Here is an 18,692-nt window from a genome sequence, read left to right as displayed (position 1 = left end):
TCAGAGCGCGGCGACGATGCGCTCGACCTGGTCCTTCGCGTCGCCGAACAGCATCGCCGTGTTCTCCCGGAAGAACAGCGGGTTCTGCACGCCGGCGTAGCCGGTGGCCATCGACCGCTTGAACACGACCACCTGCTTCGCCTTCCACACCTCGAGGACGGGCATGCCGGCGATCGGCGAGCCCGGGTCCTCCAGGGCGGCGGGGTTCACGGTGTCGTTGGCGCCGATGACGAGCACGACGTCGGTCGAGGCCAGGTCGTCGTTGATCTCGTCCATCTCGAGGACGATGTCGTACGGCACCTTGGCCTCGGCGAGCAGGACGTTCATGTGCCCGGGGAGCCGGCCCGCGACGGGGTGCACGCCGAACCGGACCTCGACGCCCGCGGCGCGGAGCCGGGCCACCAGGTCGGCGACCGGGTACTGCGCCTTGGCGACGGCCATGCCGTAGCCCGGGGTGATGACGACGCTCGACGCGGACTTGAGCATCGCCGCGACCTCGGCCGCCTGCACCTCGCGGTGCTCCCCGACCTCGGTCGAGCCCGACGGGACGACGGTCCCGCCCTCCGTGCCGAAGCCGCCGAGGATCACGCTGACGAACGACCGGTTCATCGCGCGGCACATGATGTACGACAGGATCGCGCCGGAGGAGCCGACGAGGGCGCCGGTGACGATCAGCAGGTCGTTGTCCAGCATGAAGCCCGCGGCCGCCGCGGCCCAGCCGGAGTACGAGTTGAGCATCGAGACGACGACGGGCATGTCGCCGCCGCCGATCGCGGCCACGAGGTGCCAGCCGAGCGCGAGGGCGACGACGGTCATGAGCAGCAGCGGCACCAGCGACGGCGACGTCAGGAACCAGCCCAGCGCCCCCGCGGACGCGACCAGCGCGCCGAGGTTCAGCCAGTTGCGGCCGGGCAGCGTGAGCGGCGCGGAGGACATCTTCGCCGAGAGCTTGAGGTAGGCGACGATCGAGCCGGTGAACGTCACGGCGCCGATGAGCACGCCGAGGAACACCTCGACGAGGTGCACCGCGTCGGCGTGCGTCTCGGTCAGGTAGGAGTTGACGCCGACCAGGACGGCCGCGGCGCCGACGAACGAGTGCAGCATCGCGATCATCTCGGGCATCTGCGTCATCTCGACGGAGCGGGCCCGCCAGGTGCCGACGGCGATGCCGATGAGGAGCACCAGCGCGATGAGCAGCAGGGTGACGAGCGGGCTGCGCTCGGAGACGTCGACGCTGAGCAGGACGGTGGCGACCAGCGCGAGGGCCATGCCGACCATGCCGAGCAGGTTGCCGCGGCGGGCGGTCTCCTGCTTCGACAGCCCGGCGAGGCTGAGGACGAACAGGACGGCGGCGACGAGGTACACGCCCTGGGCTGCGGAGGTGAGCATCTCAGGCCTCCTCCTTCCGGAACATCCCGATCATCCGGTAGGCCACCAGGAAGCCACCGAAGATGTTGATGGCGGCGACCGCCGCCGCGGCGAACGCGAGCGCCGAGACGACCCAGCTGTCGCTGCCGATCTGCAGCAGCGCGCCGACCAGGATGATCCCGGAGATGGCGTTGGTCTGGGCCATCAGCGGCGTGTGCAGCGAGTGGCTGACGTTCGAGATGACGTAGTACCCGACGAACACCGCGAGCACGAACACCGTGAAGTGCCCGGCGAACGCGGCCGGCGAGAACGTGATCGCCAGGGCGAGCAGCACGGCGCCGAGGGCCAGGCCGGCCATCTGGCGCTGCCCGCGGCGGCGCGCGGCCTCCCGGGCGAGCCGGGCCTGCTCGGCGGGGTCGACCGGCGCCACGGCCGGGGCGGGTTCTGCCGCCGGCGCCGCCGACACCTGCACGGGGGGCGGCGGCCACAGCACCTCCCCCGCCCGCGTGACGGCCATGCCCCGCTGCACCGGGTCGTCGAGGTCGAGGACCAGCGCCCCGTCCTTGCCCGGGGTGAGCAGCGTGAGCAGGTTGACGACGTTGGTGCCGAACAGCTGCGACGTGTGCCGCGCCATCCGGCTGGTGAGGTCCGTGTAGCCGAGGATCGTCACGCCGTTCGCGGTGACGACCTTCTCCCCCGGCACGGTCAGCTCGCAGTTGCCGCCGCCCGACGCGGCCAGGTCGACGATCACGGACCCGGGGCGCATCGCGGCGACCATCTCCGCGCTGATCGTGCGCGGCGCGGTGCCGCGGACCAGGGCCGTGGTGATGACGATGTCGGCCTGGGCGGTCTCCGCGGCGTACATCTCGGCGGTCAGCCGCTCCTGCTCGGCGGTGAGCTCGCGGGCGTAGCCGTCGGCGCTCACCTCCTGCTGGGCCGCGGCGGCCTGCACGAACGACGCGCCCATCGACTCGATCTGCTCGCCGACCTCGGGCCGGACGTCGTAGGCGCGGACCTGGGCGCCGAGGCTGCCGGCCGCGCCGATCGCCGCGAGCCCGGCCACGCCCGCGCCGATGACGAACACGGTCGCCGGCGGGGTCTTGCCGGCGGCCGTCACCTGGCCGGTGAACATGCCGCCGAACTCCTCGGCGGCCTCGATGACCGCGCGGTAGCCCGCGACGTTCGACATGGTGCTGAGCACGTCGAGCGCCTGAGCACGGGACACGCGCGGCACGGCGTCGAGGGCCAGCGCCGTGACGCCGCGGGCGGCCAGCGCCGCGACCCGCTCGGGGTGGGCGGCGCCGGCGGGCGCGAGCATCGACACCAGCGTGGCGCCGGGGGTCAGGGCGGCGACCTGCGCGTCGGCCGGGGCGTTCACCGTGGTCACCACGTCGCTCGCCCAGACCTCGGCCGCGTCGCCGAGGGCCGCGCCGGCCTCCGCGTAGGCCGCGTCGGGGAAGCTCGCGGCCTCGCCCGCGCCGTGCTCGACGACCACCTCGTAGCCCAGCTTCGCCAGCCGGCCCACGGTGGCGGGCGTGGCGGCCACGAGCCGCTCGCCCGGCCGGGCCTCCTTCGGGACGCCGATCCGCATCGACCCCTCCTCGTCCGGTGTCGCGGTGCGCCCGCCCTCGCCGGGCGTGGGGCACCGGGCCGCGGGTGCACCGCCAGCCTCGCCCATCCTGGTGCCCGGGGCCCGACGGAGTCCCGGACCTTCGGCCCGGCGCGTCCGACCCGGGCCGTCAGCCCTGCTCGGCCGCCCGCAGGTCCCGCTCCCACACGGCCGTCGCGCGGCGGAGCTCGCCCTCCGCGTCGGGGCCGGCCGCGCGGGCCTCCTGCACCAGGGCGAGCAGCCGCGCGCCGAGGTCGCCGGGCACCCCGGGGGCGCCGGGGGTCGGCGCCGGCGCGACCGCGGCCAGCCCGGACCGCTCGGCCCGCGACGCCACCTTCTGCGCCCGCGCCAGCGCGCCCATCGCGAGCGGCACGCCGTCGAGCACGGACTCCCGCTGCTTCTCCTCGCGCTTGATCGCGTCCCACTGCCGGTTCACGCCGTCGGCGTCCGCGACCTCGGCGGTGCCGAAGACGTGCGGGTGCCGCCGCACGAGCTTGGCGACCAGGTCGGCCGCGACGTCGTCGACGTCGAACGGCCCGGCGGGGTCCTCCTGGGCGATCCGGGCGTGGAACACCACCTGGAGCAGCAGGTCGCCGAGCTCCTCGCGCAGGTGCGCGGTCCCCGCCCTCGACCGCCTCCGCGACCTCGTAGGCCTCCTCGAGCACGTACGGCACGAGGGAGGCGTGCGTCTGCTCGGCGTCCCAGGGGCAGCCGCCCGGGGAGCGCAGCCGGTCCATCACCGCGACGAGGCGGCGCAGCGGGTCCGCGACGGCGGTGGGGTCCGCCGCGGCCTCGGCGCGGGCGTCGGTCACGGGGCCGGGGTCGGCGCGGCCCCGTCGGCGGACACGATCCACGGGTACGCGGTCGTGCCGACGGTGCCGAGGTCGTCCGCGGTGCCGAACCGGGGGTTCACGGTGAAGTCGAGGGCCCCGAGGTCCTCCTGCAGCGACGCGAGCAGCGTGTCCGCGTCGTCCGCGCCCTGCAGGGCCTGGATCTCCAGCAGGTACCGCATGACGCCGACCGAGGCCGGCGAGAAGTCCTGGGCCGGGGCGCCCGCGGCCTCGACCTGCTGGTCGAGCGCGTCGGCGGCCTGCTCGTCGGACACCGCGACGCCCGCGTCGGACGCCGCGGCGGAGACCGTCGGCTCCTGGATGAGCACGCCGAGGATCGCGGACGCCGAGACGCCCTGGAGCACGGGGCCGAGCTCCTGGGTCGCGGTCTCGACCTCGGACGTCGGGATCGACCGGCCGTCGACCACGGCCGCCGCGCCGGGGCGGCCGCCGCCGCACGCCGCGAGCACGCCCGCCACCGCCAGCACCCCGACGGCGGACACCGTCCGCCGGACCGTCTTCCGCGTCACCGCACACCTGGCCTCTCGTCGCTCTCCGTCGCCCGACCGGGCCCATCGTAGGGGCCGGTCCTGGGCTCGGGGCCAGGACCGGCCCCGACGCGCTGCCGGCGCGAGCCGGCGGGCGGGAGCGCCGGCCGGCTCAGCGCGCCGCCGTGCCCACCCCCGCCGCGGCGGACACGTCGCCGAGCACGACCGCGTCGATCAGCTGCCGCGCCCAGGACATGACCGCCTCGCCGTGCAGCGGCTTGCCGCCGATCCGCGCGGTCGTCGGGAACGGCACCAGCACGGTGCGCAGCGCGGGCTTGAGCACCGAGCCGGGGTACAGCCGCTTGAGCCGCAGCTGCGCCGACTCGGGCAGGTCGACCGGCGCGAACCGCACGAACTTGCCCTGCGCGGTGACGTCGGTGAGCCCGGCGGTGCGTGCGTGCAGCCGGAACCGGGCGACCGCGAACAGGTTGGTCACGGGCTCGGGGATCGGGCCGTACCGGTCGACCAGCTCCGCCGAGATCTCCTCGAGCGCCGCCTCGTCCCCCGCGGCCGCGAGCTTGCGGTACGCCTCCAGGCGCAGCCGCTCGTGCGCGATGTAGTCGTGCGGGATGTGCGCGTCGACGGGCAGCTCGACCGTCACGTCGGGCAGCTCCTCGGGCTGGTCGCCGCGGTAGGACGCCACGGCCTCGCCGACCATCCGGATGTACAGGTCGAAGCCGACGCCCTCGATGTGCCCGGACTGCTCGCCGCCGAGCATGTTGCCCGCGCCGCGGATCTCCAGGTCCTTCATCGCCACGGCCATGCCGGCGCCGAGGTCCGTGTTGGCGGCGATCGTCTGCAGCCGGTCGTGCGCGGTCTCGGTCAGCGGCTTCTCCGGCGGGTACAGGAAGTACGCGTACGCCCGCTCCCGCCCGCGGCCGACGCGCCCGCGGAGCTGGTGCAGCTGGGACAGCCCGAGCCGGTCGGCGCGCTCCAGGATCAGCGTGTTCGCGTTGGAGATGTCGAGGCCGGTCTCGACGATCGTCGTGCACACCAGGACGTCGAACCGCTTCTCCCAGAAGTCGACGATCACCTGCTCCAGCTGGTGCTCGTTCATCTTGCCGTGGGCGACCGCGATCCGGGCCTCCGGCACCAGCTCGTTGAGCCGGGCCGCGGTGCGCTCGATCGACTCGACCTTGTTGTGCACGTAGAACACCTGGCCCTCGCGCAGCAGCTCGCGGCGGATGGCGGCGGAGATCTGCTTCTCCTCCCAGGCGCCGACGAAGGTCAGCACGGGGTGCCGCTCCTCCGGCGGGGTCGCCAGGGTCGACATCTCGCGGATGCCGGTCACCGCCATCTCGAGCGTGCGCGGGATCGGCGTCGCCGACATCGCCAGCACGTCGACGTTGGTGCGCAGCGCCTTGAGGGTCTCCTTGTGCTCGACACCGAACCGCTGCTCCTCGTCGATGATGACCAGGCCCAGGTCCTTGAACCGCACCTCGCCGGTGATGAGCCGGTGCGTGCCGATGACGACGTCGATGCTGCCGTCGCGCAGGCCGTCGACTACCGCCTCGGACTCGGCCTTGGTCTGGAAGCGCGACAGCGCCTTCACGGTCACCGGGAACCCGGCGTACCGCTCGGCGAACGTGTCGAGGTGCTGCTGCACGAGCAGCGTGGTCGGCACGAGCACGGCGACCTGCTTGCCGTCCTGCACGGCCTTGAACGCCGCGCGCACCGCGATCTCGGTCTTGCCGTAGCCGACGTCGCCGCAGATGAGCCGGTCCATCGGGACCGACTTCTCCATGTCGGCCTTGACCTCGTCGATCGTGGCGAGCTGGTCCGGGGTCTCGACGTACGCGAACGCGTCCTCGAGCTCACGCTGCCACGGGGTGTCCGGGCTGAACGCGTGCCCGGCCGTCGCCTGGCGCGCCGAGTACAGCCGGATGAGCTCGCCGGCGATCTCCTTGACCGCCTTGCGGGCGCGCCCCTTGGTCTTGGCCCAGTCCGAGCCGCCCATCTTGTTGAGGCTGGGCGCCTCGCCGCCGACGTACTTGGTCACCTGGTCGAGCTGGTCGGTCGGCACGAACAGCCGGTCCCCCGGCTGGCCGCGCTTGGACGACGCGTACTCGACCACCATGTACTCGCGGGTGGCCGCGGACGCACCGGTGCCGATCGTGCGGGACACCAGCTCGACGAACCGGCCGACGCCGTGCTGCTCGTGCACGACGAAGTCGCCGGGCCGCAGCTGCAGCGGGTCGACGACGTTGCGGCGCCGGCTCGGCATCTTGCGCATGTCGCGGGTGGACGAGCCGGGTCGGCCCGTGAGGTCGGACTCGGAGAACACCGCGAGCCGCAGGTCCTCGGACACGAAGCCCGGGCCGACCTGCGCGGGCATGACGAGGACGACGCCGCCCTCGAGGTCGCCCTCGAGCGCCGGGACCAGCCGGGCGGGCACGTCGGCGGCGCGCAGCTGCTCGGCCATGCGCTGCGCGGGGCCGTGGCCCTCGGTCGCGAGGAGCAGCCGCCAGCCGTCCTGCTGCAGCCGGCGGACGTCGGCGACGGCGCGGTCGACCTCGCCGCGGTACCGCTCGACGTCGCGGGCGGCGACCACGACGGTCTCGACGCCGTCGTCGGCGCTGCGGAGCGCGTCCGGGTCGGCGGCGCCCTCGGCGGCGTCCGCGTCGAGCGTGAAGGGGCTGAGCGTCCACCAGCCCAGGCCGCGCACGGCGGCGAGCGCCCGCACCTCGGCGAACGACGCGAACGACGCGGCGGACAGGTCGAGCGGCGTCGCGGCGCCGGCGGCGGCGGAGGTCCACGCGGCCTGGAGGAACTCCTCGGTGGTGGCGACGAGGTCGTGCGCGCGGCGGCGGACCCGCTCGGGGTCGGCCAGCACGAGCAGCGCGTCGTCCGGCACCAGGTCGAGCACGGGGACCATGTCGCCGACGAGCGCCGGGGCCAGCGACTCCATGCCCTCGACGGCGATGCCCTGCGCCAGCTTGTCGAGCATGTCGACCGCCCCGGGCAGCCGCTCCACCAGGGACGCGGCGCGCTCGCGCACCTCGTCGGTCAGCAGGATCTCCCGGCACGGAGGCGCCCACAGGCCGTGGCCCGCGACCTCGAGGCTGCGCTGGTCGGCGACGGAGAACCAGCGGATCTCCTCGACGTCCTCGCCCCAGAACTCGATGCGCAGCGGGTGGTCCTCGGTCGGCGGGAACACGTCGAGGATGCCGCCGCGCACGGCGAACTCCCCGCGGCGCTCGACCATGTCGACCCGGCTGTACGCGGCGGCCACCAGGCGCTCGGCGACCTCGGACAGGTCGGCCCGCTCCCCCACGTTCAGCGACACGGGCGCGAGCTCGCCCAGCCCGGCGACGACCGGCTGCAGCAGCGCGCGCACGGGCAGGACGAGGACGCGGATCGGGCCGGTGTGGCCGGGCTCGGGGTCGGGGTGCGCCAGGCGGCGGAACACGGCGAGCCGGCGCGCGACGGTGTCGCTGCGGGGCGACAGGCGCTCGTGAGGCAGCGTCTCCCAGGACGGCAGCACCGCGACGTCGTCGTCCGGCAGGTAGCAGCGCAGCGCCGCGGCAATCTCGTCCGCGTCGCGGCCGGTGGCGGTGACGACGACGAGGGGGCGGCCGGGCCGCGCGGCACCGGGGGCGGCCTCGGCGCGGGCGCCCGCGAGGGCGGCCAGCAGCGGGGGGCGGATGCCGGCGGGCCCGACGACGTCGACCTCGCCGCGGGACGGGACGAGGGAGACGGCGCGCGCGACGGCGGGGTCGGTGAGGAGGACGGGCAGCAGTCCGGCGACGTTCATTGGGTTCCTTCCGGGGGTGCCGGCGGCGGGGCGCGGTCAGCACGAGAACCCCGGATCCAGGGGATCCGGGGTGCAGCGACCACTGTACGAGCGACCACCGACACTCTCACCCTGACGGCGGCACCCCTCTTGACACGTTCTGCACCGTTTGTCCTAATTTGCACTTCAACTAGAGGCCTGACGCGGGGCTCCCGCGCAGCCGCGACCAGCCCCGGCCGACGACTGCCACCCCGGGAGGGCGAATGGGTACCGCGCACGGCGGCGACCGCCTGCCCGTCCTCTGGAGCCTCAACGGCCTGCGGGCGGCCGGCGCGCTGCTCGTGATGCTCTACCACGTGAACTCCTGGAACCTGCAGGTCATCCGGGGGTCCAGCGCGTTCTACACCGGCGTCGGGCTGTTCTTCGTGCTGTCCGGCTTCGTGCTCACCTGGACCGCGCAGCCCGGGACGACGCTCGGGGCGTTCTACACCCGCCGGCTCGCGCGCATCCTGCCGAACCACCTCACGGCGTTCGCGATCGGGCTCGCGGTGACGGTGCTCGTGGTGGGCGCCACGGTCGACCCGGCCACGGTGCTGTCGGGGATGTTCCTCGTGCAGGCGTGGTCGCCGGACGGCCAGGTCGTGTTCGCCGTGAACGGCGTCGCCTGGTCGCTGTCCTGCGAGATCGCGTTCTACGCCGCCTTCCCGGCGCTGCTGTGGGCGCTGCGCCGGATGCAGCCGCGCACGCGGGTCCTCGTCGCCGGGGCCGCGCTCGCCGCGCCGGTCGCCGTCGCGCTGGTCTGGCCGTCGCTCATCCCGCTGCTCTTCCACCTGCCGCCCGCCCGGCTCCCGGAGTTCCTGCTCGGCATGGTCACGGCGCTCGCGGTGCGCGAGGGCTGGCGCCCCCGGGTGCCGGCCTGGGCGCTGCTCGCCGTGCTCGCCGCGTGCGTGCTCGGCGCCGCCGCCGTCGACGTGCACCCCACGGTGCTCACCGCGGTGCTGGCCGCGATCTTCGCGCCGCTCGCCGCGGGCTGCGCGTGGGGCGACATCGACGGTCGCAACCGCTGGGCGCTGCACCCGGCGGTGAAGCTGGGCGGGGCGCTGTCGTTCTCGTTCTACCTGCTGCACGAGCTGGTCATCAAGGTCGTCGTGGCGACGCCCGTGCGCGGGCCCGCGGCGATCAGCGTCGTGCTGGTGGTCTCGGCGGGCCTCGCGTTCCTGCTGTGGCGCGGCGTCGAGCTGCCGGCCCGCGCCCGGATCCTCGCGGCGGTGCCCGCGCCCGCGCCGCGGCTGGGGGCGGCCCCGCCGGCGCACGCGCCCGGTGGACGCCGGGCCCGGCACAGCCGGCCGCGCGAGGTGGCGTGGTCGTTCCCGCTGACGCCGGGGGCCGGGCTCGCCGCCGTGGCGGTGCCGGCGGGCTCGGTGCCGGCGGGCTCGGTGCCGGCGAGCGGGCCCGGGGCCGGGCCGGCGCCCGGGCGGGGCACCACCGCGACGACCCCCGGGTACGTCGCCACGGCGCACGGCCTCGCGCTGACGGACGTGCCGCGCGCGCTCGAGCCGGCGCCGGCGCACGCCGCGATCGCCGCCGGCCCCTCGGCCGCCGAGGGCGCCGTCGGGACCGCGGCGCTGGTGGCGGTGGCCGCCGTGGTCGCGGCGGGGCGCCCCGCCGCGGAGCACGCCGACGAGGCGGTCCGGTCGCGGGACGCGCGCGCCGTCGCCGGTCGACCGCCGGCAGACGACGGAGCGGCGTGGGCGGCACCGGAGCCCCCGGCCCGGCAGCGCGCCGCGGCCGACGGCGCCCCGACGCCCGGCGCACGCTGGCACCCCCCGGCGGGCCCGTCGCGCCGCCCCCGCGCCTGACCGCCGCGCCTGACCCCCGCGCCTGACCTCCGCGCCTGACCCCCGCCGAGTGCCTACCCGACACGTCGACTGCCTATCCCGTGGATAGGCACTCGACGTGTCCCGTATCCGCTCGACGATTCCGGACCCGAGGCGCGGAGGCGCGCAGCCGGCGGTGGGTGGGGCAGCGGCCCGCCCGCCCCCCGCGGGGTCAGGACGCCGTGGTGCCGTGCAGCGGGGTGGCGGGCGGGCGGCCCGCGCGGGCCTCGGCGCCGCGCGAGCGGCCGCGGTCCCAGAACTGGTGCACGGCGCCGCGCGCGCCCTCGTCGACGGCCGCGGCGGTCGGCGCGGGCTCGGCGGCGGGCAGCGCGGTCGGCGGCACCGAGTCGCGCGGCAGCAGCGCCACGGGCACGGCGGAGCGCGGGGCACCGCCGCCGCCCGGGGCGTCGCCGGCGGCGGACGCGGGGCGTTCGCGCGCGGGCGCCCGCAGCAGCCGCAGGGTCTCGCGGTGGTACGCGACGGCGGCGTGCGCCCGCAGCCGGGCCCGGGCGTGCCCGCGGCCGTGCCCGAGCGCCAGCAGCCGCAGCCACCGGCCCGCGAGCCGCAGCAGCACGACGGGTGCGGCGGGGCGGACGTCCCGCAGCCGCCGGTCGACGTACGCGGCGGCCCGTCCGTGCCCGCGGGCCCGCTCGATGAGGGCCCGGCGGACGAGCGCGCGGGGGCCGAGGTCGCGCTCCACGACCGCAGCCGCGACGGCCCGCTCGCGGAAGCCCGCGCCGACGACGTCGCGTCGGAACACGACGTCGAGCCCGTCGGGGCAGCGCGCGGTGCCGAGCGCCTCGTCGAAGCCGACCGCCTCCAGGACCGCCCGCGTCGCGGCCATGCTGACGCCGCTGAACGCCCGGCCGACCTCGGGCGGGTCCGGGACGAGGTCGAGGTAGGCGGCGGCGAGGTCCTCCGTCAGCCAGGGCCGCTCGAGGTTCGCGGTCAGCCGCACCGCCCCGCCGGTCAGGTCGGCGCGGCCGGAGCGCAGCGGCGCGGTGAGCGCGAGCACCCAGTCGGCGGGCACCCGGACCTGGGCGTCGGTGAACAGCAGGTACCGGCCGCGCGCCGCCGCGACGCCGACGTTCCGGGCGCGCCCGCCGGTCACCCCGGGGGCGGCGACGACGCGCAGCCGCGGGTCGGCGGGCAGCGCGGGCAGGCGGCCGAGGTCCCGGGCGACGAGGAGCAGCTCGCCGTGCAGCCGCTCGCCGCGGAGCCAGGAGGTCCGGTCGTCCCGGCGGCCGGCGGCGTGGTCGAGGGAGTCCAGCAGGCTGCGCAGGGTGTGCGGCAGGCCGTGCTCGTCGCCGCGCGCGACCACGACGACCGACACGTCCGCGCGGGCCCGGGCGTCGATCACGCGTCACCTCCCGCCGGCTCGGCGTCGGGTGCGGCCGAGAATGTCGACATACCCTCGCAAACCGGACAGGTGCGCGTCGAGTCGGTCACCCGGGTGCGCGCACCGGGGGTCGCCCGGTCGCCGGACGCGGGTCACCCGTGCGGGTGCGACCGACCCCGATGGCCCGCCCTGGGCCGGCGAGGCGGACCCTTCGCCTCGCGCCCGCCGATCACCGCGCGCCGGCTCAGTCCGCCTCGTGCCCGCAGCCGGCCACCGCGAGCTCGCCCGCGCGGAGCGGCTCCGGCTCGGGCAGCCCGCCGCGTGCGTACCCGATGCCGAACCCGGTGCTCCAGGACAGCCGCGCGACGTCGCCCCGGGACCGGATCCGGGCGGCTTCGCCCGCCACGAGCCACGCCCGCCGGGCGATCCGCGCCGGCCAGCGCCGCGCGGCGACGCGGTCGCCGCCCGCGACCGCGCCGTCGCCCGCCACCGGCGCGGACCCGTCCGCATCCGCCTGCGCCGCCACCTCGGCGTACCGCGCGGCCAGCCACCGCTGCCCCATCCCGCTGCCCCGCCCCTGCCGCCAGGCCCCGACGAGGCCGTCGCGCAGCCGCATGTGCACCACGGCGTCGGGCTCGAACGCGAGCGCCCCGCCGGCGAGCTGGGCGCGCCAGCACAGGTCGGTGTCCTGGAGGTAGCGGGCGCGGACGTCGAAGCCGCCCAGCCGGTCGAACAGCGTCCGCCGGACGGCGAGGTTGCTGGAGCTCGCGCTCCCGAGCCGGGGCAGCGGCTCGGTGTACTGCAGGCCGTCGACCTGGGGCAACGCCCGGGACCCCTGCGCCGCGCGGCTGTTGAGCCGCTCCCACTCCAGGCGCCCCGCCGCGACGTCGGCGTCCTGGAGCGCGCCGTGCAGGGCGTCGACCCAGCCGGGCGCGACGACGTCGTCGGCGTCGCAGAACAGCAGGTCCCGGCCCCGGGCCGCGCGCGCCCCGGCGTTCCGGGCGGCACCGGCCCCGCGGATCCCGGAGGCGTCGACGAGGCGCACCTCCGCCGGTCCCCGGGCGGCGTCCCGGACGACGTCGCGGGTCCCGTCGGTCGAGCCGTTGTCGGCGACCAGCACCTCCCAGGTGCAGGCCGGGGCCTGGGCGGCGAGCGCGTCGAGCTGGGCGGCCAGCGTGGCCTCGGCGTCCCGCGCGGCGATCACCACCGAGACGTCGATCGCGGCCTCGCGCCCGCCCCCGGGCGGCCCGTCGGCGGTCGGGCGTGCTGCGGTCACGGCTCCCCCCTGCCTGGCCCACGAACGGGACAAATCACCCGTAGCAGATCACAGAGGGCAGGGCTGCGCGAGCCCGTGCGGCGTCAGTACCGCTCGGGCCCGTAGTCGATCCGGTAGTGCTGCTCCCGCGGCCGCTCCCCGATCGGCCGGGCGGGCACCCCGCCGACGATCGTCCAGGGCTCGACGTCCTGGGTGACGACGGCGCCGGCGGCCACGACAGCCCCCTCGCCGATGGTCACGCCGCGCACGACGGTCGACCGGCTCGCGAGCCAGGCCCGGTCCCCGATGGTGATCGGCCCGAGCCGGCCGGCGAACCCGGGGTCCCGCAGGTCGTGGTCGGCGGTGACCAGCAGGACGTGGCTCGCGATGACCACGTCGTAGCCGATGTCGATGCCGCCGCGCGCGTCGATCTGGCAGAACCGCCCGACGTGGCAGCGCCCGGCGATCCGCAGGTTGCCCGGCTCGAGCACCTCGGACCCGCCGAACAGGTAGACGTGCTCGCCGAGGTCCGCGCCCAGCCGCCGGAGCGTGCGGATCCGCAGCTCGTTGCTGGGCACGTGCGTCAGCGCCCGGTTGAAGACGAGCTCACCCCGTCGACCCACGTCAGCCGTCCTCCCCGCGGGCCGCGCCCGCGTGCTCGTGCTCCGGGGCGACGGCCCCGGCGCGCAGCCGCGCCGCGAGCGCCGCCACCGTGTGCTCCCGCCGGACCAGCGCCCGGCCGGCCTCGCCGCGCGCCCGCCGGTCAGCGGGATCGGCCACCAGCGACCGGACGGCGTCGAGCAGCGCCCGCTCGCCGGTCGCCCCGTCGCCGACGACGACCACCCGGGCCTCGTCGAACAGGTGCCCGGCGCCCCGGGAGTCGTTGGTGACGACCGCGCAGCCGTTCCCGAGGGCGGCGACCAGCGGGCCGCTCACCGCGTGCGCCCCGCCGCCGCCCCAGCCGTCGCGCCGCCAGCGCACCACGACCGCGGCCCGCGCGAACGCGGCGCGCACGCCCTCCTCGGGCAGGAAGCCGAGCAGCCGCACCCGGTCGGCGGCCCCGGCGGCCTCCGCGGCGGCCGCGAGCGCGCGCGCCGTCTCCTCGCCGCAGGCGCCGACCGCCAGCACCCAGCCGTCCGGCAGGTCGGCGGCGGCGCGCACCAGGGGCAGCACGTCGTCGGCGGCGGCCACGTACCCCGGCACGAGCACCTCGGTGCGCCCGTCGACGGGGTCGTCGGTGGCGGCGCCGACGTGCGGCAGCGCCTCGACGGTCCGGTCCAGCCGGTGCGCGGCCGTGAGCGCCGCGGCACCGGACGGCGACAGGCAGAGCACCCGCTCGGCCCGGCGCAGCAGGTCGCGCTCGGCGCGCCGGCCGAGGGTGCCGGACAGCGCCGCGGCGACCCGGCGGCCGCCCCGGCGGTCGAGCAGCGTGGTGAAGAACGCGCCGCCGGACAGCTCGGGCACGTCGTGGACCATCAGCCAGACCCGCCGTCCGCGCCGCGCGGCCCACCAGGCGGCCCAGAACTCCGCGAGCCCGCGGCCGGCCTGCTCGACGACGAGGACCGCGCCCGGGTCGCGCCGGGTCAGGCGGCGCGCCAGCCGGACGGCGAGCGCGGCGGACTGGGACGCCTCGGGCGCGGGCGGCAGCGGCTCGGTGCCGGTCGGACCGAGCGCGTCGAGCACGGGGCGGAAGGCGGCGGCGTACGCGGCGACGCCGCTCGGGCTGGGCGGGAGGCGGGTGACGTGCACGTACCCCGTCGGAGCCGCGGGCACGGTCACCGCCGACCCCGACCGACCCGGCGCACCCGGTCGCGCGCGGCGACCCCGGCGCGCTGCACGCCCTCGACGGCGCCGAGCAGCCGGGCGTCCCGGGCGGGGACGTCCTGGGTCAGGGTGCCGGCGCGCTCGGCCACGAGCAGCGAGGCGTACAGGTGGCCGAAGGTGTGCAGGGCCGCGACGGCGAACCCGGCGCGCCCGTCCCGCCACGCGCCGCTGAACACGGTCGAGCGCAGCAGCTCGCGGACCAGCCGGACGGGGTCGTCCAACCGGGTGAACCGGCCGGGGTTGTTCGCGGCGTACCGGAGCACCTTCTCGGTGGTCTGGCCGACCGAGCGGAAGTTCAGGTGCGCGATCGCGGGCACGGAGGCCGGCGCGTCGACCCCGGGCCCGTCGAGCACCGGCGGCACGTGCGCGAGCGCCGGCTCGGCGTAGTGCGCGCGGCCGCGGCGGAGCAGGGCGTACTTCGCGCTGCCCTGCAGCGAGTGCTCGAGCATCCGGCCGTAGGCGACGTTGTCGTACCGCAGCCGCACCGCGGCCAGGTCGGGCCGGTCCAGGACGGGCTGCAGCGCGGCGCGGAACCCTGCGGGCAGGTGCTCGTCGGCGTCGACGAACAGCACCCAGTCGCTGGTCGCCGCGTCGAGCCCGCGCTGGCGGACCTCCTCCACGACGGGGGCGTCCGGCACCGGCACGACCCGCGCGCCGTGCGCCGCGGCGACCTCGCGGGTGTCGTCGGTCGACCCCATGTCGCAGACGAGCACCTCGTCGAAGCCGGCCAGCAGCGGGAGGCAGTCGCGCAGCTGGTCGGCCTCGTTGCGGGAGTACACGACGGCACTCACCGTGCTCGGGGGGGTCATGGCCCCGAGCGTAGGTCGGCGTCCCCCGCCGAGGGCACCGCCCGAAGGGTGAATTGGGGTGAAACGCGACATAGGGGACAGATCCGACGGCTAGCCTCGCCGTGCGGGCGAGCCGATCCGCACCGCCCTGACCAGGGCCCAGCACCGAGGAGCGCGCCATGAGCCACGTCGTCGTCGTCGGATCCGGCATCGTCGGGCTGGCGGTCGCCGCCCGGCTCGCCGCGCGCGGCGACGAGGTCACCGTCCTGGAGAAGGAGGACGGGCTCGCGCTGCACCAGACCGGCCGGAACTCCGGCGTCATCCACTCGGGCCTCTACTACGCGCCCGGCAGCCTCAAGGCGACGATGGCCGCGGCCGGCGCCCGCTCGATGGTCGAGTACGCCCGCGCGAAGGGCGTCCCCGTCGAGGTGTGCGGCAAGCTCGTCGTCGCCACGTCGGACGCCGAGGTGTTGCAGCTGGAGAAGCTCGCCGGCCGCGCGGAGGCGAACGGCGTGCCGGCCCGCCGGCTCACGCCCACGGAGGCCCGGGAGCACGAGCCGCACGTGCGCGCGGTCGCCGCGCTGCGGGTGGAGAGCACCGGCATCGTCGACTACCCCGGCGTGTGCCGGGCGCTCGCCGCGGACGTCGAGGCCGCCGGCGGCCGGATCCTGTTCGGCGAGGAGGTGCTCGCCGCGCGCACGGTCCCGGACGCGCCCGGGGCCCCCGGCCGGGTGGAGATCCGCACGTCGCGCGCCGACCGGGAGGCCGACGCGCTCGTGGTCTGCGCCGGCCTGCACGCCGACCGCCTCGCACGGGCGTGCGGGCTCGAGCCCGAGGCCCGGATCGTGCCGTTCCGCGGCGAGTACTTCGAGCTGACCCCCGAGGCCGGCGCGCAGGTCCGCGGGCTCATCTACCCCGTGCCCGACCCGCGGTTCCCGTTCCTCGGCGTGCACCTCACCCGCGGGATCGAGGGCCACGTGCACGCCGGCCCGAACGCGGTGCTGGCGCTCGCGCGCGAGGGCTACACCTGGACCGACGTCTCGCCGCGCGACCTCGCCGACAGCCTCGCGTGGCCCGGGCTGTGGCGGCTCGCCGCGCGCAACCTGGTGCCCGGCGCCGCCGAGGTCGGCCGGTCGCTCTCCCGGAAGGCCTTCGCGCGCAGCCTGTCCCGGCTCGTCCCGGGGATCACGGCGGGCGACCTCGTCCCCGCGCCGGCCGGGGTGCGCGCGCAGGCGCTGCGCCGCGACGGCGGGCTGGTCGACGACTTCCTGCTGCAGGGCGAGGGGCGGCAGGTGCACGTGCTGAACGCGCCGTCGCCCGCGGCCACCGCGTCGCTGGAGATCGCGCGGCACATCGTGGACCAGCTCGACGCCGCGGTCCCGGCGGCGCACGCGGCCTGACGACGCGCCGCCCCGGTCGCCGGGTCTCCGTCCCGCGCCTGTCCGCGCGACGCAGTCCGGGATCGGAGACCCGGCGCCGCGCCCGGGCGCACGGCAGCGGCGCCGGGCCGCGAGGGGGGCGCGGGCCCGGCGCCGCGGATCAGGCGGGGACCGTGCGGTCCGCCGGGGGCAGCGCGGCGGCGCCGCCGGGGGCGACCCGGGGCACGGCCACCGGGCGCGGGGTGTCGAGGCGGGCGAACGCGAAGCCCAGGCCGAAGCCGAGGTCCCAGCACCAGGACCGGAACTCCGCGACCGAGCGGACCCGGGCGAGGTCGCGCCCGACGAGGCGCACGCGGTGCACCGCCCGCCGCAGGCCGACGTGGCCGTCCGGGTGCGCGGCCGTCGCGGCGGCGGCCGCGGAGGCCACCGGGGCGCCCGCCCCCGCCACGCCGGCGGCCCGCCCGGGCGCGGCGAGCGCCCGCAGCCGCTCCTCCTGCTCCCGGTACCGCAGCGCCAGCCAGTGCTCGCCGGATCCGTAGTGGTACCCCTGCTGCAGCGTCGACCGCAGCGTCCCGCGCAGCCGCACGTGCAGCACGGCCTCCGGCACCCAGGTCAGCGGCACCCCGGCGAGCTGCACCCGCCAGCACAGGTCCGTGTCCTCGAGGAACAGGCAGCCCGGGTCGAAGCCCCCGACCGCCCGGAACACGTCGGCGCGGATGCCCATGTTCCCGGCCCCGGCGGCGTGCAGCCCGGGGAGCAGCGGGGACTCCTGGAGGCCCGTCGTCTGCGGGATCGTCCGGGAGCGCAGCACGCGCGGCCCGTTCAGCCGCGCGCCGTCGAACCGCCCCGCGACGAACGCGTGCGTGCGCAGCGCGGTGCGCATCGCCACGAGCCAGCCGTCGCCCACGACGTCGTCGGCGTCGCAGAACGCGACCAGCGGCGCGCGCGCCACCGACACGCCCACGTTGCGGGCCGCGCCGGCCCCGCGGGTGGCGGAGGCGTCGACCACCCGGACCGGCAGCCGGTCCGCGTACGAGCGGGCGAGGTCCACGGTCCCGTCGGAGGAGCCGTTGTCCGCGACGACGAGCTCCCAGTCGAACGGCACGCGCTGGGCCGCGAGCGCGTCGAGCTGCGCGCCGAGGGTGGCCTCGGCGTCGAAGGCGGCGATGACCACGGTGAGCTCGACGCCGGCGGGTCGCGCGACGCCGTCCCGGAGCCCGCTCACGACATCAGCTCCCGGAACACGGACCGGACCCGCGGGTACCGGCCGAGCAGCCCGCCGACGGTGTCGAAGGACCAGCCCTCCGCGAGCAGCGGGTCGACGAGCGCCGCGGTGACGGCGGCCCTGTCGAACGTCGGCAGCTGCTCGCCGGGGGCCAGCGTCCCGGGGTCGGCCCGGGTGTCGTGCAGCAGCAGGATCCCGCCGGGGTGCAGCGCCGCGCGGGCGCGGGCGGCGACGTCGGCGACGGGGGCGTCGACCCAGTCCTCCGCCCAGCCCGACCAGATGACGACGTCGAGCCCCGACCGGGTCCAGCCGCGCAGCGAACGGGGCCGGTGCGCGCCGTAGGGCGGGCGGAACAGCGTGACGGGCACGCCGGCGACCGCCTCGACCCGCCGCCGCGCGTCCGCGACGACCCGGATCGCCTCGGAGTCCTGCAGCCGGTTGAGCCGCCCGTGGTCGGGGCCGTGCAGCGCGAGCTCGTGGCCCTCGGCGACCAGGCGCCGCACGAGGTCCGGGTGCGCCTCGGCGGCGTCGGCCAGGACGAAGAACGTGGCGCGCAGGCCCCGGTCGGCGAGCAGGTCCAGCAGGCCCGCCGTGTGGTCGGGGTGCGGTCCGTCGTCGTACGTCAGGGCGGCGACCGCGTCGGCGGTGCGGACGCAGGCGGTGGGTGCCAGCCCCCGGAGCAGCGGGCGCGCGAGGCGCAGCGCCGCGCGGTCGGGCAGCGGACGTGGCGCGGGTGCCCCGAACTCGCCCAGGTCGCGCCGCAGCACCAGGGTCTCCCCCGGGTCGCGCGGCGCCGGACGGGTGCCGCGGTGCAGCGCCGGCTTCTCGACGACCATCGACCTCCCCCTCGCATCCAGCCGGGCGGGACGTCGCAGCCGCCGCCGGACGACAGTGTGCCCGTGGCAACCGGCCCGGTT

General features: G+C 77.1%; 14 protein-coding genes. 2 read left to right on the top strand and 12 right to left on the bottom strand.

The genetic code is table 11. The annotated features are described in order from the left end of the window. The 5 genes from pntB to mfd all read right to left on the bottom strand — a co-directional run bounded on the left by pntB (window position 1) and on the right by mfd (window position 8,109). The gene (gene pntB, locus FKM96_RS14080; protein ID WP_147795773.1) at window positions 1-1,389 is read right to left on the bottom strand and encodes a Re/Si-specific NAD(P)(+) transhydrogenase subunit beta; all 1,389 of its coding nucleotides are present in this window, start codon (window positions 1,387-1,389) and stop codon (window positions 1-3) included. A 1-nt stretch (window position 1,390) separates the two neighbouring features. Further along, the gene (locus FKM96_RS14075) at window positions 1,391-2,959 is read right to left on the bottom strand and encodes a Re/Si-specific NAD(P)(+) transhydrogenase subunit alpha (protein ID WP_147795772.1); all 1,569 of its coding nucleotides are present in this window, start codon (window positions 2,957-2,959) and stop codon (window positions 1,391-1,393) included. A 148-nt stretch (window positions 2,960-3,107) separates the two neighbouring features. After that, entirely contained in the window at window positions 3,108-3,554 is a 447-nt protein-coding gene (locus FKM96_RS14070) for a MazG nucleotide pyrophosphohydrolase domain-containing protein (RefSeq protein ID WP_246854980.1), read from the bottom strand. A 231-nt stretch (window positions 3,555-3,785) separates the two neighbouring features. Further along, window positions 3,786-4,337: a hypothetical protein gene (locus FKM96_RS14065; RefSeq protein ID WP_147795771.1), complete on the bottom strand. Its 552-nt coding sequence runs from the start codon at window positions 4,335-4,337 to the stop codon at window positions 3,786-3,788. 130 nt (window positions 4,338-4,467) lie between these two features. Continuing rightward, complete coding sequence (gene mfd, locus FKM96_RS14060) at window positions 4,468-8,109, bottom strand: transcription-repair coupling factor (protein ID WP_147795770.1); 3,642 nt, start codon at window positions 8,107-8,109, stop codon at window positions 4,468-4,470. Window positions 8,110-8,351: 242 nt separating this feature from the next. On the opposite strand from mfd, the gene FKM96_RS14055 reads away from it, so the two are divergent. Further along, complete coding sequence (locus FKM96_RS14055; protein WP_147795769.1) at window positions 8,352-9,947, top strand: acyltransferase; 1,596 nt, start codon at window positions 8,352-8,354, stop codon at window positions 9,945-9,947. 190 nt (window positions 9,948-10,137) lie between these two features. Here the strand turns inward: FKM96_RS14055 and FKM96_RS14050 are convergent, their stop codons facing one another. The 5 genes from FKM96_RS14050 to FKM96_RS14030 form a co-directional block, all read right to left on the bottom strand. Beyond that, window positions 10,138-11,325 carry a glycosyltransferase gene (locus FKM96_RS14050; protein WP_147795768.1) on the bottom strand — a complete coding sequence of 396 codons (1,188 nt, stop codon included), beginning with the start codon at window positions 11,323-11,325 and terminating at the stop codon, window positions 10,138-10,140. A gap of 223 nt (window positions 11,326-11,548) precedes the next feature. Continuing rightward, window positions 11,549-12,580 (bottom strand): glycosyltransferase family 2 protein, encoded by a 1,032-nt coding sequence (locus tag FKM96_RS14045; protein ID WP_168216994.1) that lies wholly within the window; start codon window positions 12,578-12,580, stop codon window positions 11,549-11,551. Between the two features lie 83 nt (window positions 12,581-12,663). After that, entirely contained in the window at window positions 12,664-13,182 is a 519-nt protein-coding gene (locus tag FKM96_RS14040) for a DapH/DapD/GlmU-related protein (RefSeq protein WP_147795766.1), read from the bottom strand. Between the two features lies 1 nt (window position 13,183). Then, window positions 13,184-14,338 (bottom strand): glycosyltransferase, encoded by a 1,155-nt coding sequence (locus FKM96_RS14035; RefSeq protein ID WP_147795765.1) that lies wholly within the window; start codon window positions 14,336-14,338, stop codon window positions 13,184-13,186. After that, the gene (locus FKM96_RS14030) at window positions 14,335-15,192 is read right to left on the bottom strand and encodes a glycosyltransferase (protein WP_168216993.1); all 858 of its coding nucleotides are present in this window, start codon (window positions 15,190-15,192) and stop codon (window positions 14,335-14,337) included. The genes FKM96_RS14035 and FKM96_RS14030 overlap by 4 nt, the downstream gene beginning before the upstream one ends. Window positions 15,193-15,350: 158 nt before the next feature. On the opposite strand from FKM96_RS14030, the gene lhgO reads away from it, so the two are divergent. Continuing rightward, window positions 15,351-16,571, top strand: a complete 1,221-nt coding sequence (gene lhgO, locus FKM96_RS14025; RefSeq protein WP_147795763.1) for an L-2-hydroxyglutarate oxidase — start codon at window positions 15,351-15,353, stop codon at window positions 16,569-16,571. 139 nt (window positions 16,572-16,710) lie between these two features. Here the strand turns inward: lhgO and FKM96_RS14020 are convergent, their stop codons facing one another. Together FKM96_RS14020 and FKM96_RS14015 are read right to left on the bottom strand one after the other, a co-directional pair. Continuing rightward, window positions 16,711-17,775 (bottom strand): glycosyltransferase family 2 protein, encoded by a 1,065-nt coding sequence (locus tag FKM96_RS14020; protein ID WP_168216992.1) that lies wholly within the window; start codon window positions 17,773-17,775, stop codon window positions 16,711-16,713. Then, window positions 17,772-18,611, bottom strand: a complete 840-nt coding sequence (locus FKM96_RS14015; RefSeq protein WP_147795762.1) for a polysaccharide deacetylase family protein — start codon at window positions 18,609-18,611, stop codon at window positions 17,772-17,774. Before FKM96_RS14015 ends, FKM96_RS14020 begins: the two co-directional genes overlap by 4 nt. Window positions 18,612-18,692 lie beyond the last annotated feature (81 nt).

Origin of the sequence: Cellulomonas sp. Y8, assembly GCF_008033115.1 — a bacterium.
Taxonomy (GTDB): Bacteria; Actinomycetota; Actinomycetes; order Actinomycetales; family Cellulomonadaceae; genus Cellulomonas.
The sequence above is the reverse complement of the archived record's forward strand: the minus strand, read 5'-3'. Positions and strand labels throughout refer to the sequence as shown.